Below are 16,821 nucleotides of genomic sequence, written 5' to 3'. Positions count from 1 at the left end.
CCTCGGACGCCGACACCCGGTACGCAGACAGGTAGCTTGAGGAATTGATGGCTGACAACGAGGGCACGTCCACCACGACCGAATCCCTGCCCGCCGGCGCGGACGCCGACCAGGCTTCCGCGCAGGTGGTCGCCGCCTCCACCCCCGGCGGCGCACAGACCGACATGACGGTCGCCGAGCTGCGGGACTGGCTGCGCAACTGGGTCGCCGAGGCGATCAATCAGCCGGTCGAGCAGATCACCGTCGACCGGCCGATGGAGGAGTTCGGGCTCGCCTCGCGCGACGCCATCGCGCTGGTCGGTGACATCGAGGAGCTGACCGGCGTCGTGCTCACCGCGACCGCCTACTTCCAGCATCCGACGATCGCCTCGCTGGCGGAAATGGTCATCAACGGTGAGCCGGAGCCCGTCGAGGACGCGTCCGGCGACGCCTTCTACACCGAGGGCTACCGGCCGGGCGAGGCACACGACATCGCCATCGTCGGCCTGTCCACCCGGCTTCCCGGCGCGGGCGATACCCCGGAGTCGACCTGGGAATTCCTCATCGGCCGCGGCGACGCGATCCGTGAGCTGCCCGAGGGTCGCTGGGAAGAGTTCGCCGGCAACCCCGCGGCGGCCAAGGCCATCGCCGAGGGCAACACGCTCGGTGGCTATCTGGACCAGGACGTGGTCAAGGGCTTCGACGCGGAGTTCTTCGCGATGTCGCCCCTGGAGGTCGAGCGGGTCGATCCGCAGCAGCGCCTGATGATGGAGCTGACCTGGGAAGCGCTGGAGCACGCCCGAATTCCGGCGAGCGAGCTCAAGGGCCAGCCGGTCGGCATGTTCGTCGGCTCGTCCACCAGTGACTTCATGTTGATCTCGGCGCTGGGACTCGGCGCGGAGCAGGGCCCGAACGTCCCCGCGTCCGCGCAGGCGTACGGCATCATGGGCAGCTCGAACGGCATCATCGCGAACCGGATCTCCTACTTCTTCGACTTCCGCGGCCCCTCGGTCACCGTCGACACCGCGTGCTCGTCCACCATCGTCGCGGTGCACCAGGCGGTCCGCGCGCTGCGTGACGGCGATGCCGATGTGGCACTGGCCGGCGGCGTGAACATGATCCTGGCGCCGATGGCCACCCTCGGCTTCGACATGGGCGGCGGCGTCGCCAAGAACGGCCGGATCAAGGCGTTCTCCGCCGATGCCGACGGCATGGTCCGCTCGGAGGGCGCGGGCGTGTTCGTGCTCAAGCGCCTGGCCGACGCCGAACGTGACGGCGATCGAATCATGGCCGTGATCAAGGGTTCCGCGGTCAACAACGACGGCCGCTCCAACGGTCTGCTCGCGCCGAACCCCGACGCCCAGGCCGACGTGCTGCGCCGGGCGTACCGGGACGCGGGCATCGTGCCGTCCACCGTCGACTACATCGAGGCGCACGGCACCGGCACCCCGCTCGGCGATCCGATCGAGGCCGACGCACTGGCCAAGGTGGTCGGCCGCGGTCGCGACGAGGACAAGCCCGCGCTGCTCGGTTCGGCCAAGACCAACTTCGGCCACCTGGAGTCCGGCGCGGGCGTGGCCAGCCTGGCCAAGGTGCTGATGGGCTTGCAGCACAACGTCATTCCGCCGAACATCAACTACGCGGGCCCCAACCCGTACATCCCGTGGGATCAGTCGCACCTGAAGGTCGTCGTCGAGCCCACGGAGTTCCCGCGCTACAGCGGCACCGCCACCGTCGGCATCTCCGGCTTCGGCTTCGGCGGCACCAACGCCCATGTCGTTGTGCAGGAATACGTTCCGGCGTCGGCCCGGGCCGCGGCGAGCGCTGAACCCGTGGCCGAGGCCGATGCCGCCGCGGCGATCGATGCCGAGCTCGACGACGAGACCACCGACGTGATCGCGGAAGCGGACGCGGTGGTCGACGCCGCCGAATCGGACGACGAAATCGCCGTGCCCGCCCTGGAAACCGCGGCTCCGGCCGCGGAAGCCGTTGCGCCCGTGGCGGAATGGACCGAAGAGCGGACCGAGCCGTTGCCGGTGATCCTGCCGGTGTCCGGCTACCTCCCCTCCCGCCGCCGCCGCGCCGCCGCCGAACTGGCCGACTGGCTGGAATCCGAAGCGGGACGCGACGTTTCGCTCGAGGATGTGGCCCGGTCGCTGGCCAAGCGCAGCCACTGGCGCTCGCGCGGCGTGGTGCTCGCCGCGACCCACGAGGAGGCCGTCACCGGCCTGCGCGCCATCGCGGCGGGCAAGCCGGGCGCCGGGGTGTTCACCGCCGACGCGCCCGCCGTCATGGGGCCGGTCTGGGTGCTCTCCGGCTTCGGTGCGCAGCACCGCAAGATGGCCAAGCGGCTCTACCTGGAGAATTCGATCTTCGCCAAGGCCGTCGACGAGGTCGACGTGCTGGTGGAGGACGAGGCCGGCTATTCGATCCGCGAGCTGTTCCTGGACGACAGCCAGGACTACAACGTCGGCACCTCGCAGGTCGGCATCTTCACCATCCAGATCGGCTTGGCCGCGCTGCTGCGGGCGCACGGCGCCCAGCCCGACGCGGTGGTCGGCCACTCGATGGGCGAGGTCGCCGAGGCCTACATCGCCGGTGGTCTGCCGCTCGAGGACGCGGTCCGGGTGATCTGCGCCCGCTCGCGCCTGATGTACGAGGGCGAGCAGATGATCACCGACGACGATGTGCGCAACATGGCACTCGTCGAAAAGAGCGCCGAGGACATCGAGGCGCTGCTCGCCGACTACCCGGACGTCGAGGTCGGCGTGTACGCCGCCCCGACCAACACGGTGATCGGCGGCCCGCGGGAGCAGGTCGAGGCGATCGTGGCGCGGGTCGAGGCGGAAGGCAAGTTCGCCAGGATCCTGCAGACCCGCGGCGCGGGCCACACCTCGCAGATGGATCCGCTGCTCGGCGAGCTGGCCGCGGAGCTGGCCGGCATCGAGCCGACCAAGCTGAAGACCGGCCTCTACTCGACGGTGCACAAGGGCGAGTTCTACCGTCCGGGTAGCGATCCGGTGCACAACGAGGACTACTGGGTCAAGAACATGCGCGGCAGCGTCTACTTCACCAATGCGGTGAAGATGGCGGTCGACGCCGGGCACACCACCTTCCTGGAGCTCGCGCCGAATTCCGTCGCGCTGATGCAGGTGCTCGGCACCACGTTCGCCGCGGGCCTGCACGACGCGCAGCTCATCCCGACGCTCAAGCGCAAGGAAGACGAGGCGGCCGGCGTGATCGGCGCGCTGGCTCAGCTGTACGTGCACGGGCATCAGGTCGACCTGTCGTCGCTGCTGGCCCCGGGCGACTACGCCGACGTTCCGCGAACCAAGTTCGTGCGCAAGGAGTTCTGGCCGAAGGTCTCGCTAGCCGCCACCGCGAACACCGGTGCGCCCGGCGCGCACGTGGCGCTGCCGGACGGCAGGCATGCGTGGCAGGTGCCGGCCGAGTCGGCGGGCGATCTCGCCGCGCTGGTGAATGCCGCTGCGGCACAGGTGCTCAGCGATGTGTCGCTGGGTGCCTCGATCACCCACGCGGCCGTTCCGTCCGCCGGGACCTTGACCACCACGCTCACCCCGCACCCCGGTGGCGCGTCGGTGCAGGTGCACGCCAAGGAGGGCGCGACCTTCCGGCTGCTGTTCGACGCGGTGGTCACCTCCGGTGCGCCGCTGCCGGAATCGGTTGCGGTCGAGGCTGTTCCGGCCGCCGCGGCGAGCGAGCCCGCGGGTGACACGGACCTCGAGGTCGTGGAAACCTTCGGCGACCGCTGGGATCCCGAGGGCAGCCAGTCGCTCGACGACCGGCTCGCGCTGATCGTCGCCGAGTCCATGGGCTACGCGGTGGAGGATCTCCCGATGGAGATCCCGCTGATGGAGCTGGGACTCGATTCGCTGATGGCCATGCGGATCAAGAACCGCGTGGAGTACGAGTTCGACATCCCGCAGTTGCAGATCCAGGCCGTGCGCGACGCCAACCTCAACGAGGTCGGCAAGGTGCTGCGGTACGCCGTCGAGCACCGCGAGGAAATGCAGGCGGTCGCCGCGCGGCAGGCCGCGGGCGAAGAGATCGTGGTCGACGGCGGCTTCATCGCCGCCGCTCGGGCCGCGGTCGAGGCCGGTGCGGATCCCGCCGATGCGGTCGCGAAAGCGGCTGCCACCGAAGGTGTTTCGCTGGACATCGAGACCACGTCGGTGCAGGCGGAAGCCGCCGAGATCGTCGCGGAGGCCGAAGCGGCTGCGGGCATCACCGATGCCGCGCCCGCGACGGCGCCCGCCGCGCCCGTATCGGCCGAGCAGGCCGCCGCGGCCGAGGCGAAGGAAGCCGCCATCGAGCAGTCGCTCGACAAGGTGGACACCACCGTGATCGGTGCCGCCGAGCAGCTCACGGCGCAGGCGGCTCCCGCACCGGCGCAGCCGGTGTTCGGCGCGCCGTCCGGGGCCGACGATGACGACGACGTGCCGCCGCGTGACGCGGCCGAGCGCCTGACCTTCGCCACCTGGGCGATCGTCACCGGCAAGTCGGCGGGCGGCATCTTCAACACCCTGCCGATCCTTGAGGAATCGGTCGCCGAGAAGCTGGCGGAGCGACTCACCGAGCGGGTCAAGGCCGAGGTCACCGTCGACGATGTGCTCGACTGCGAGACCATCGAGCAGCTCGCCGATGTGGTACGCAACCTGCAGGACAGCGGAGCCGATGTGGACGGGTTCATCCGTCCGCTGCGGGCGCGCGAAGCAGGTTCGAATGCCGTGCCGGTCTTCGTGTTCCATCCGTCCGGCGGCAACACCCTTGTCTACGAGCCGCTGCTGAAGCGGCTCCCGGCGGGCACTCCGATGTACGGTTTCGAACGCGTCGAGGGCGACATCCTGGAGCGGTCGAAGCAGTATGTGACCGAGCTGCGCAAGATCCAGGGTGATGGCCCGTACGTCCTGTACGGCTGGTCACTCGGCGCGGTGTTCGCGCTACAGGTCGCCCAGCTGCTGCGGGCCGACGGTGCCGATGTGCGCAATGTCGGCCTGATCGACCTGGCGCTGCCGGTCGAGGACGAGGACAACAGCCCGGAGGAGCGAGTGCGCCGCATCGAGCGCTACCAGGTCTTCGCGAAGAAGACCTATGGCGTCGAGGGGGAGCTCGATCGCGAACAGCTGGAGACGCTGGCCGCGGCCTCCGACGAAGAGCAGTTCAAGATGATCAGCGATCTGGTCAAGATGAGCGGAACCAAGATTCCCGGCGGCGTGCTCGAACATCAGCGCACCTCGTGGATCGAGAGCCGGCACCTGGCCAAGACCACACCGACCCGTTACGACGGTGATGTGGTGCTCTACCTCGCGGATCGCTATCAGGACGGCATGATCGAGCTGGAACCCCGTTTCGCCGATCGGCGCCCGAATGGTGGTTGGGACGAATACATTCCAAAGCTCGAGGTCATCCATATCGCGGGCGACCACCTGCAGATCGTCGACGAACCGCGGATCGGGAAGATCGGAGCCGACCTCACCGCGAAGCTTGCGGTGATTACCCCGCAGGGGTGACTGACGAAAGGGGCCACGTGAGCGAGCGCCGCGAGCGAACCATGGGCACAGCGCCTGTGGGCACAGCGGAACCGAGCGCCGGCGAGGTGCAGCTGTGAGCACTACTGCGGAGAAGCTCGCCGACCTGCGTAAAAGACTGGATCTCGCGCAGGAACCGGCGGGCGAGGCGGGAGTGGCGAAGCGGGCGAAGAAGGGCATCCCCAGTGCCCGCGACCGGATCGGCATGCTGCTCGATCCGGGCACCTTCGTGGAAATCGGTGCGCTGGTGCGCAAGCCGGGTGATCCGACGGCGTTGTACGGCGACGGCGTGGTCACCGGGCACGGTCTGGTCGAGGGCCGGCCGGTGGCGGTGTTCTCGCACGACCAGACCGTGTACGGCGGTTCGGTCGGCGAGATGTTCGGCCGCAAGGTCGCCGGGATCATGGAGTACGCGGCCAAGGTCGGCTGTCCGGTGGTCGGCATCAACGATTCCGGCGGCGCGCGCGTGCAGGAGGCGGTGACCTCGCTGGCCTGGTACGCCGAGCTGGGCCGGCGGCAGGAGCCGTTGTCCGGTCTGGTGCCGCAGATTTCGATGATCCTCGGCAAGTGCGCCGGCGGCGCGGTGTACGCCCCGATCAACACCGATGTGGTGGTGGCGACCGAAGAGGCGTACATGTTCGTCACCGGGCCCAAGGTGATCCGTGAGGTCACCGGCGAGGACGTGAGCCTAGAGGAGCTCGGCGGCGCGCAGAGCCAGGCGGAGTACGGCAACATCCATCACGTCGCGCCGGATGAGAAGTCGGCGTTCCAGTGGGTGCGTGACTACCTGAGCTTCCTGCCGACCAGCTGTCAGGAACTGCCGCCGATCGTGAATCCCGGCCTGGAGCCGGAGCTCACCGACAGCGACCGGGAACTGAACGCCCTGGTGCCGGACTCGGACAACGCCGCCTACGACATGCACGACATCCTGCTGCGGATCTTCGACGACGGCGGTTTCCACGAGGTCGGCGCGACCGCGGGACGCAACGTCATCACCGGCTTCGCCCGGGTCGACGGTCGTCCGGTAGGCGTGGTGGCGAACCAGCCGATGGTCTACGCGGGCGCGCTGGACGCGCGAGCCTCGGACAAGGCCGCGCATTTCGTGCGGCTGTGCGACGCGTTCGAGATCCCGCTGGTCTTCGTCGTCGACACCCCCGGCTTCCTGCCGGGCGTGGAGCAGGAGAAGATCGGCGTGATCAAGCGCGGGGGCCGGTTCCTGTTCTCCTACGTGGAGGCGACGGTACCGAAAGTGACTGTGGTGATTCGCAAGTCGTACGGCGGCGGCTACGCGGTGATGGGCTCCAAGCAGCTCGGCGCCGACGTCAACCTGGCCTGGCCGACCGCGCGCATCGCGGTGATGGGCGCGGAGAGCGCGGTGAGCCTGATCGGCGGCAAGCAGATCGCGGCCGCGCCGGAGGAGCAGCGGGCGGCCGTGCGCCAGCAGATGATCGACTTCTACAACGCCACCATGGCGACGCCGTGGGTGGCCGCCGAGCGCGGTTACATCGATGCGGTCATCGAGCCGGCCAACACCCGGCTGGAGCTGCGTAAGGCCTTGCAGTTGCTGCGGGACAAGTCGCTGGCGCGCAATCCGCGCAAGCATCACCTGCTGCCGCTGTAATACCGGAATCGGGCCGCATCCCGTTGGGGCGCGGCCCGATTCACCCGAGTCGGGCTCGAACCTCAGGCGAGGCTTGCGGATTCGATGACGACGTCGTCGGTCGGCACGTCCTGGTGCCCGCCCGCGCTGCCGGTGGACACGGCGGCGATCTTGTCGACCACCTCGGTGCCCTCCACGACCTTGCCGAACACCGTGTAGCCCCAGCCGGACGGGGTCGGCGCGGAGTGGTTCAGGAAGGCGTTGTCGGAGACGTTGACGAAGAACTGCGCGGTCGCCGAGTGCGGGTCGTTGGTGCGCGCCATCGCCACGGTGTACTTGTCGTTCTTCAGGCCGTTGTTGGCCTCGTTCTGGATCGGCGCCTGCACGCCCTTCTGCCGCATGCCGCGCTCGAAGCCGCCGCCCTGAATCATGAAGCCGGGAATGACGCGGTGGAAGATGGTGCCGTTGTAGTGGCCCGCGTTCACATAATCCACGAAGTTCTGCACCGTGTTCGGCGCCTTCTGGTCGTCAAGTTCCAGGACGATCGGTCCGTAATTCGTCGTGAGATTCACCTTGGTCATACCCACACCTTGCCAGCCCGCCGCCGCACGCCTTTTGCCGGTCTTCGGATGCGGCGCGACTATCGCGGGCGCCGCGCGGCCGGGAACGGTCTCCGTACTGGGCGTGTCCGCCGTACCGCCGCCGGGAGCTGTGACAAATATCCAGGTCGGAGGGGGTGAAGTTCATATCGCATTTCAATTGATCTAGAAACGGCAACTGTTCCGGCGAGAACACGGGTAACTCGCCGGGTACGGCACCGGGCGATTCGCCGCTTAACCGCCGGACGCCGACGAAACTTGCCGCGCACTTAAGTCCGGCTTGAATACTCACAGTGACGGACTAGCCTGGCCTCGAGACGCGGGGAGGCGGGGGAGCTAGCATTGCCAATCGTGCCCGACGCCGCTACTGCTGTCCTGACGAAACCGCCCGCCGTGCCAGCGGCCTCTTCGGCCGATTTCCGCACCGCGCGAATAATCGCGCTGGTCGCCGGATTGCTCGGCGCGCTGTTCGCCTTGGCCACCCCGTTCCTGCCGGTGACCCAGACCACCGCGCAACTGAACTGGCCGCAGGACGGCAAGCTCGGCAATGTGCAGGCCCCCTTGATGTCTCAGGTCCCGATCGACCTGAGCGCCAGCATTCCGTGCAGCGCGGTCGCGCAGCTGCCGGAGCGCGGCGGCATGCTGCTGGCCACCGCGCCGCCGCAGGGCGACCGGGCGGCGTTGGAGGCATTGTTCATTCGGGTGTCGGACACCTCGGTGGACGTGGTCGACCGCAACGCGGTGGTGGTGTCGGCGCCGCGGTCGGACATGGACCGGTGCTCGGCGCTGGTGCTCACCTCCGACAACCAGAGCACGCACGCGGAGTTCACCGGCCTCACCCGGATGATGGACGATCCGAAGGCGCCGGCCGGCAGCGGGCAGCAGATCGAGGTCCCGGTCGAGGGCACCATGAACAGCGACCTGCGCCCACAGGTGGTCGGCGTCTTCTCCGAGCTCAAGGGCGCGGTGCCGGACGGACTGTCGTTCAAGATGACGGTGGATACCCGGTTCTCCAGCAGCCCGACCGCGATCAAGCTGATCGCGATGATCGCGGCGGTGCTGTGCACCCTGGTCGCGCTCGCGGCGCTGGCCCGGCTCGACGGCAGTGACGGGCGCGGGCACCGCCGCTTCCTGCCGTCCAACTGGCTGAAGCCGACCTGGGCGGACGGCGCGATCATCGGCACGCTGCTGGTGTGGCATTTCGTCGGCGCCAACACCTCCGACGACGGCTACATCCTGAGCATGGTGCGGGTCGCGCCGCACGCGGGCTACATGGCCAACTACTTCCGCTGGTACGGCGTGCCGGAGGCGCCGTTCGGCTGGTACTACTACGTGATTCAGCTGTTCGCGGAGTTCTCCACCGCGAGCGCGTGGGTCCGGGTGCCCGCGCTGCTCTGCGCCATCCTCTGCTGGATGGTGATCAGCCGCGAGGTGGTGCCCCGGCTCGGCCGCGGGGTGCGCAACAGCAAGGTCGCGCTGTGGACCGGCGGCCTGGTGTTCCTGGCGTTCTGGCTGCCGTTCGACAACGGCCTGCGCTCGGAGCCGATCGTCGCGCTCGGTGCGCTGCTCACCTGGGTCTCGATCGAGCGGGCCATCGCGACCGGTCGGCTGCTGCCCGCGGGCGTCGCGGTCTTGGTCGCCGCCTTCACCCTCGCCGCCGCGCCTACGGGCCTGATGTGTGTGGCGGCGTTGCTCGCCGGTATTCGTCCGCTGGTGCGGATCGTGGTGCGCAGGCGACGGCAGTTCGGCTCCAACGGGGCGAAGTGGTGGTCGACGCTGCCGCTGCTCGCACCGATCGTCGCGGCCGGGCTGCTCGTGCTGATCGCGGTGTACACCGATCAGACCTTCGCCGGCATCCAGGAGGCCAACCGGGTGCGTCAGGTGACCGGGCCGAACCTGGCCTGGTACGAGGACTACCTGCGCTACTACTACCTGTTCGTGGAGACCGTCGACGGGTCGCTGGCCCGCCGGTTCGCCTTCCTGGTGATGCTGCTGTGCCTGTTCACCACCATGCTGGTGTTGTTGCGGCGCAGGCAGGTTCCCGGCATCGCGAGCGGGCCGACCTGGCGGCTGATGGGCGTCGTCTTCGGCACGATCTTCTTCATGATGTTCAACCCGACCAAGTGGACGCACCACTTCGGCGCGTACGCGGGCATCGCCGGCTCGCTGGCCGCGGTGACCGCCGTCGCGGTGTCGGCGTCGGCGTTGCGCGCGCGGAAGAATCGCGCGATCTTCTTGGCCGGCCTGTTGTTCGTGCTCGCGCTGTCGTTCTCCGGCATCAACGGCTACTGGTATGTGTCCAGCTTCGGTGTGCCGTGGTTCGACAAGCGGATCTCCTTGCACGGCTACCAGTCCAACACTCTGATGCTCGGCTTGTTCGGTCTCGCACTGGCTCTGGTGGCCTGGCACTCGTTGCGCGAGGGTTACGCCAAACCGGAGGCCTCGCCGAAGTCGGCGCGGGGCAGGCGGATTCGCAAGTTCGCCGCGATCCCGCTGACCGTCGTCGCCGCGCTGATGGTGTTGCTCGAGGTGCTCTCGCTGGTCAAGGGCGCCGTCTCGCAGTACCCGGCGTACTCCATCGCCCGGTCGAATCTGGACGCGATCGGCGGCAGCAGCTGCGGTCTGGCGAATGACGTTCTGGTGGAACCGAATCCGAACGGCGGTGCGTTGCAGCCGATCGCCGATCCGGCCCATCCGCTGACCGACCCGAACGATCCGCTGGCCGGCGTCGACCCGGTCGGCTTCGATCCGAACGGCGTGCCGAACGACCTGTCCGCCGACAGCGTCGAGGTGAAGCCGGGCACCGGCAACACCTCCACCCAGTCGGTCGGCGCCGCGTTCGCCGAGGGGCAGAGCGCGGGCACCGGCGGTGGCCAGGGCGCGCGCGGCGTCAACGGCAGCACCGTGGCCCTGCCCTTCGGCCTGGACCCGGCGACCACGCCGATCCTGGGCAGCTACCAGAGCGGGGTGCAGCAGCCCGCGCACCTCACCTCCAGCTGGTACGGGCTCGCGCCGCGCTCGGCGGACAAGCCGCTCGTGGTGATCTCCGCTGCCGGTCGCATTCTGTCCGTCGACGACACCGGTGACACCAAGTACGGTCAGTCGCTCACCGTCGACTACGGCAAGCGCCTGCCCGACGGCAGCGTCGAGAAGCTCGGCAACTACCTGCCGCGCGACATCGGCCCGTTCCCGTCCTGGCGCAACCTGCGCGTCCCGCTCGCCGAGATCGCCCCGGATGCCGACGCGGTGCGCATCGTCGCCAACGACCCGATCCTGATCGGCGACCAGTGGCTGGCGTTCACCCCGCCGCGGATGCCGAAGCTGCAGTCGCTCAACACCTTCATCGGTTCCGAGCAGCCGGTCCTGGAGGACTGGGCGGTCGGCCTGCAGTTCCCCTGCCAGCGTCCGCTCAATCACAAGAACGGCGTGGCGGAGGTCCCCGGTTACCGCATCCTCCCGGACCGCCCGCTGGCCATCAGCTCCACCAACACCTGGCAGGCCGAGGAGTTCGGCGGACTGCTCGGCTTCGCCCAGATGCTGGCCAAGTCGGTCACCGTCCCGACCTACCTCAAGGACAACTGGGCCCGCGACTGGGGCTCCCTGGAGCGTTACGACCAGTACGACCGCTCCGCCACCCCGGCCCAACTCGAAACCGGCACGGCCACCCGATCCGGTTTCTGGTCCCCCGGCCAACTCCGGGTGTTCTAGGCCCCCATCGAACAACCGCAGGCCCGTTGCGAAGGCACCCCAGCCTTCACAACGGGCCTGCTGTCGTCAGGGCGTTCGTTCAGTCGCAGAAGCGAACGGGCCGACGTTGTCGGTGGCAGGGCGACCAACCGCCACTGCCTAGCTCACGCCGGAGTATCTCCTGGGGACGTGGCGGCGAAATCCGAGGCGGCCTCGACGGATTCGGTGCAGGACAGACGGCGCTCGTCGTAGCGGACTTGGGCGAGGTGAACGTCGTCCATGCGTTGTTCCGCCCAGGATTTGATCGCCTGCATGACCGGTTTGAGACTGTGGCCTAGCTCGGTCAGCTCGTAGTCGACGCGGACCGGGACCGCCGCGGTGACGCGGCGGGTGAGCAGGCCGTCGCGTTCGAGGGTGCGCAGGGTTTGGGTGAGCATTTTGGGGCTCACGCCGGCGATTCTGCGGTTGATCTCGGCGTAGCGGAGCGGGCCGTCGGCCAGTGCGGCGAGGATGAGGCTCACCCATTTGTCACTGATGCGGTCCAGCAGGAGTCGGGCGGGGCACTCGGCCAGGTAGGCGTCGTACCGCTCTTTTGCCTGCTCGCGGCGTTGGGCCGCGGTCGTTGTCGGCACCTGCTCACCTCGCTGTCTGCTACGCACTCTCAGGTAACTACTACCCGTTGGATAGTAGCCGAGCTTAGGTTTGTCGCAGTCGAGCAGTGAGGAACAGCATGCGTGCAGTGGTCGTCCGTCAGCGGGGTGTCGTCGAACTCGCCGAGGTGCCGACGCCGGCACCCGGGCGGGGTGCGGTGCGGATCAAAGTCGCTGCGGCGGCGGTCAATCCGGTGGATCTGATGGTGCGCGACGGTGTGGGCGGCACGCCGTTCGCCGCCGAACGGGAGCAGTGGGGGATCGGCTGGGATGTCGCGGGCACCGTCGACGCGGTCGGCGCCGAGGTGCCGGAGTTCGTGCCGGGGCAGGCGGTGATCGGGATCAGTGACCGGCTCGATGTGTCGTCGGCCGCGCAGGCGGACTACGTCGTGCTCGATGCCGGAAATGTCGCTCCCGCACCGGCTTCGGTGTCCGCCGCGGCGGCCGCGACCATCCCGCTCAACGGGCTGACGGCGATGCAGGCGCTCGCCGCGCTCGACCTGCGCCCCGGGGAGACGCTACTGGTGACCGGGGCGGCTGGCGCGGTCGGCGGATTCGCGGTCGAATTGGCTGCGGCGCAGGGGGTTCGGGTGATCGCGTCGGCGGCCGTCGCCGACGAGCCGACGGTGCGCGGTCTCGGCGCCACGGATTTCGTGCCGCGCGCGGGGAGTTTGCCGGACGCGGTTCGCGAGGTGGTGCCCGGCGGGGTGGATGCGGCGTTGGACGCCGCGGCGCTCGGTCCTGCGGCCTTGGCCGCTGTGCGTGGCGGCGGCCGGTTCGTCTCGGTGAGCGTGCCCGCGACGCCGATTCCGTTGCGCGGCACCACGGTAACGACTGTGCTGGTGCGGGCGGATCGGCGTCAGCTGGATGACCTCGTCGCCCGGGTCGAGGCCGGCAGGCTGACGCTGCGGGTCGCGGAGACGCTGCCGTTGAGCGCCGTGGGGACGGCGCAGCGGCGGATGGCGACGGGTGGGGTTCGGGGACGGTTCGTGCTGGTGCCGTGAGGCGCCGGTCGGGCTCCGTCCGGCAGGTGCCGTGGACTACCGGCGGGGCCCGGAACGGGCGCGGCCGGCCGTCGCTGGGTGGTTGCTCAGACCTTTGTCATACGCAGACCGAGTTCGCGGCGCAGGACCTCCTGGGAGGGGAGGCGGTCGAGGACGCGCAGCACCGCGGGGCGCAGTTCGCGTTGCTCATCTGCGGTGAGCAGACCGACGAGGTCACGCAGATCCATGTGGTCGAAAGCCGTCGTCATAGTGCACAGGTTACGGATTTCTGTGGGTTTCGTCCTGCGATCCTGCGGTGTTTTTGCCGTCCAACCGGTCTGTTTACAACATCTTTGCGGCCCCGCAACACCGAACCGGCTGGTCCGGTGTTGCGGAACGGCAACGGCGGCTAGCGAACCCGGATCGGATCGTCCCCGGCCAGCCCGGACCGCGTGCGCACCGTGACGCCGATCTCAGCCGGTTTCGCGTTCCGGTCGTAGGGGGTGAACCGCTCCAGAGATCCCCAGTCGCGAGACCAGTCGTGGTCGAGGTAGCTGGGGACGGTTTCGGACTTCAGCAGCAGCCCGGTCCAGCCGAGCGGCCCGCCGCCGATATCGTCCTGCCAGGCGTTGGACGCGTCGGAGCCGACCCGGTCGGGCAGGATCCGCCAGTTCGGCACCTCGGCGACGCCGTCGTGATGATCGAACGGGCGCTGGCACGGGAAGGCCAGCCCGACGTGCCAGTCCAGCAGCACCGGGTTCTGCGATCCGACAACGGAATTCAGCGTGGCCAGCTTGGGCAGCCGGGGCGGCGTGACCGCGAGCCACTGCTTCTGGGTGATGTCGTTGTCCACCGCGACCAGTCGCACGGCGTTCGCCTCGACCGGCAGCCGATCCAGCGGCACCCGCAGGTTGCGCCAGGACGGCGCGGGCCCGATGTCGATCGGGTCGACCGAGCCGAGCTTGCGCACCGAGCCGTCCGCCTCGTGCACGCCGTACTCCAGGTGCAGCTCCTGGCCGTAGGTGACCACGCCGTCGGCGTCGACGTGCCGGATCCGGCCCGCCGCGGTGATGGCCAGCACCCGGTAGGCCGGGTCGTGCCGCATGCTGTCGGCCAGGTCGAGGCGATACCACTGGGAGGTCAGCGAGGCCTGTGACTGCTCGCCCTCCTGGTAGCTGCCCAGCACCGGCGTGGTCGCCGGGTCCAGCCCGAACGGCAGCGCGACGGTGCTGCCGTTGATGCCGGTCCGGGTCGTGGTGCCGCCGCCGGTACCCGCACCGGTGGTCTTGGTGGTCTTGTTCTTCGAGTCGGAGTTGACCGAGTTGGCCCCGCCGGACACGGTTTCGTCCGCGTCGGCGGTGAGGTCGCTCGCGACCCCGTTGGGCGTGAATCCCTTCGACTCGGCGGCCAATCCGTCGGCGGGCGAGCCCGAGTAGGGGAGCAGCACCGAGTTCGCGGTGTCCGTCTCCACCAGCACCTCGTTCGCCAGCGCGCACGAATCTCCCTTCAGCGACTGAAGATTCGACTTGGCCACCGAGTACGCCGGGTACTGCGCCACCGCCGCCTTGGCCAGCGACGCCACCTCGAACAGCACGAGCAGCGCCGCGGCGATGGTCAGCGGCGCGCTCGCGAACCGATCGAACCGGCGCGGCGTCGCGCGTGGCCGCCGATACGGCTCCCGGTAGTGCAGCCACACCGCGACGATCAGCGCGACCCCGCTGAGCCCGAGGAACAGCGTGGAGAAACCCTTGCCCGCGAACAGCGGCGCCTTGTCCCACCACGGCACGCCGTAGCTGGACACGTACCACCAGCCGTTCGACCCGGTGAACGTCACCGCGAGCAGGAACAGCACCGCCGCCGCGAACAGCGCCCGGTTGCGCGGCGAGCGAATTCCCTCGCTGCCCACCGCGACTGCCGCCAGCGCGGCCAGCGAGCCGGCCAGGCCCGCGTACACGCCGAAGTGGTGCGTCCATTTGGTCGGCGTGAACATCATCAGCACCAGCGAGGCGAACACGATGCCGAGGATCCGCACCGACGGCCCGCGCGAGGTGCCGGGGATGCGTCCCTTGCGCAGTACCTGCAATACGCAGACCAGCAGACAGAGCAGCATGACCAGCACACCGAAGCGCCGCGCGAGCGAACCGTCCGGCGAGAGCATCAACAGCGAATCCCACCGCGTGCGTTCGTCGAACCAGGCCACGTTCGGCCCGACGATGGTGCGCACGCGGGTGGCCTCGAGCACGGTGGACAGCGTCTGATCGGCGAAAACCACCACCAGAACCAGGGTTCCGGCGGAGAGGCCGGGGGCGAGCAGCGCCAGGTAGCGCAAGAGCGTTGTCGCCCAGGACGGCCGGGGCTCGGCCGCGGACTTCGCCGCCGGAACACTCTTTTCGTCGGCCTCGCCGAGTCCCATTGCACCCGAGGGGCTTTCGGCCACCCCGCCACCGACGGCGGGCACCACTCCGCGCGCCCGCTTGATGATGATCTGGAGCACCGGCCGCGATCCCGCGATCAACGCCGCGATGCAGATCAGTCCGGTCGGCCCGGCGGCCAGCGAGAATCCCGCGATCAGCACCGCGATGGCCGCGGGCAGCAGGCGCCCGGTGGCGATGGCCCGCTCGATCGAGCACCAGGTGAGCAGCGCACCCGCCGCGATCAGCGGCTCGGGACGCAGACCGTTGTCGTAGGGCAGCCAGAAGGCGAGGAACACCAGGCCGGCGGTCCACAACGCGACCTTGTTCCGCCGTACCCGGGCGCCCAAGCGCGGCAACACTTCCCGGCTGATCACCAGCCAGCACGTGACCCCGGCGAGCAGGGCCGGCAGGCGCATCCACGGGCTGGCATCGGAGAGCCGGGTCATCCAGGCGAGCACCTCGTAGGACCAGCCGAACGGCGCCTCCGGCACACCGAACCAGCGGTAGTAGTTCGCCATGTATCCGGCGTGCCCGGACGCGCGCGCCATGTTCAGGATGTAGCCGTCGTCAGAGGTGTTGGCGCCGATGAAGTGCCAGAGCCCCAGCGTGCCCAGCACCACCGCGTCGGTCCCGGTGAACCGCCACCAGTGCGCGGGCAGGAACCGGCGCGCCCGGCGCCGATCGCTGGTGTCGAGCAGGTGCAGGGCCAGCAGCGCGATGACGGTGAACACCGCGGCCGCGACGATCGCGATCAGTTTCAGTACCGACGGCGACGAGGAGAAGCGCGAGTCGATGTCGGCGTGCACCCGCGCGCCGTCCAGCCGGCCGGCCTCGAGATCGGTGAACACCCCGACCATTTGCGGCCGGATGTCCCGGGTCACGGTGTTGCGGAACGGCGTCCCGTCCTGCCGCGCCGCGCCGCTGATCTCGGTGGTCGTCGCGGCGGCAGTGGAATCGATGGTGAGCGCGGTGCAGCCGGCCGCGGTGATCTCGGCGACCGGCGCGGACAGCAGCGGCACATCGCGCAGCACCACCGACAGCGTGCCGTCGGCGACCGACACCACCAGCCCGGTGGCGGTCGCGTGACCGGACGAGACCGGCACGGTGGACACCACCGTGCCCGTGCCCACCGCCTGGATCAGCGAGCACGGCAGCGTCGCGCTCAGCCGCAGCGGCTGATACGACACCAGCGGCGCCTCGACGCTGCTGAGTCCGGCCTGCGGCCAGTCCAGCGTGGCCCGGTCCTGCCGCACCGGCAACAGCGGTGTCAGCAGCGCCAGCACGAATCCGAGGAGCCCGGAGACGAGGGCGATCAGGCGGTAACGGGTGAACGCTCGAGTTGATCGGTCCGGTCGCACGG

The 16,821-nt window shown here is 69.3% G+C and carries 8 protein-coding genes; 4 read left to right on the top strand and 4 right to left on the bottom strand.

Features of this window, described 5'->3' with window-relative positions; genetic code table 11:
• Positions 1-47 precede the first annotated feature (47 nt).
• Both pks13 and ACFYO1_RS41185 read left to right on the top strand, forming a co-directional pair.
• Entirely contained in the window at positions 48-5,510 is a 5,463-nt protein-coding gene (gene pks13, locus ACFYO1_RS41190) for a polyketide synthase Pks13 (protein WP_387244252.1), read from the top strand.
• A 94-nt stretch (positions 5,511-5,604) separates the two neighbouring features.
• A complete protein-coding gene (locus tag ACFYO1_RS41185) occupies positions 5,605-7,149 on the top strand; it encodes an acyl-CoA carboxylase subunit beta (protein ID WP_387244249.1) in 1,545 nt (514 codons plus the stop codon).
• Between the two features lie 62 nt (positions 7,150-7,211).
• Here ACFYO1_RS41185 and ACFYO1_RS41180 read toward each other — a convergent pair whose 3' ends face one another.
• Positions 7,212-7,709 carry a peptidylprolyl isomerase gene (locus ACFYO1_RS41180; RefSeq protein WP_387244246.1) on the bottom strand — a complete coding sequence of 166 codons (498 nt, stop codon included), beginning with the start codon at positions 7,707-7,709 and terminating at the stop codon, positions 7,212-7,214.
• Between the two features lie 369 nt (positions 7,710-8,078).
• Between ACFYO1_RS41180 and ACFYO1_RS41175 the strand changes: the two genes are divergently transcribed.
• On the top strand, positions 8,079-11,435 hold the full coding sequence (locus ACFYO1_RS41175; RefSeq protein WP_387244243.1) for an arabinosyltransferase domain-containing protein: 3,357 nt from the start codon (positions 8,079-8,081) through the stop codon (positions 11,433-11,435).
• Between the two features lie 143 nt (positions 11,436-11,578).
• Here the strand turns inward: ACFYO1_RS41175 and ACFYO1_RS41170 are convergent, their stop codons facing one another.
• Complete coding sequence (locus ACFYO1_RS41170) at positions 11,579-12,046, bottom strand: winged helix-turn-helix transcriptional regulator (protein ID WP_387244241.1); 468 nt, start codon at positions 12,044-12,046, stop codon at positions 11,579-11,581.
• A gap of 98 nt (positions 12,047-12,144) precedes the next feature.
• Here ACFYO1_RS41170 and ACFYO1_RS41165 point away from each other — a divergent pair, with 98 nt between their 5' ends.
• Positions 12,145-13,068, top strand: coding sequence for an NADP-dependent oxidoreductase (locus ACFYO1_RS41165; protein ID WP_387244238.1), 924 nt, complete (start codon positions 12,145-12,147; stop codon positions 13,066-13,068).
• 86 nt (positions 13,069-13,154) lie between these two features.
• Here ACFYO1_RS41165 and ACFYO1_RS41160 read toward each other — a convergent pair whose 3' ends face one another.
• Together ACFYO1_RS41160 and ACFYO1_RS41155 are read right to left on the bottom strand one after the other, a co-directional pair.
• Entirely contained in the window at positions 13,155-13,316 is a 162-nt protein-coding gene (locus ACFYO1_RS41160; RefSeq protein ID WP_378718088.1) for a hypothetical protein, read from the bottom strand.
• Positions 13,317-13,456: 140 nt separating this feature from the next.
• The gene (locus ACFYO1_RS41155; protein ID WP_387244234.1) at positions 13,457-16,819 is read right to left on the bottom strand and encodes an arabinosyltransferase domain-containing protein; all 3,363 of its coding nucleotides are present in this window, start codon (positions 16,817-16,819) and stop codon (positions 13,457-13,459) included.
• Positions 16,820-16,821 lie beyond the last annotated feature (2 nt).

It is taken from the genome of Nocardia sp. NPDC006044 (genome assembly GCF_042871115.1).
In the GTDB taxonomy this organism is placed as follows: Bacteria; Actinomycetota; Actinomycetes; order Mycobacteriales; family Mycobacteriaceae; genus Nocardia.
This window is presented reverse-complemented; position numbering and strand designations above follow the sequence as displayed.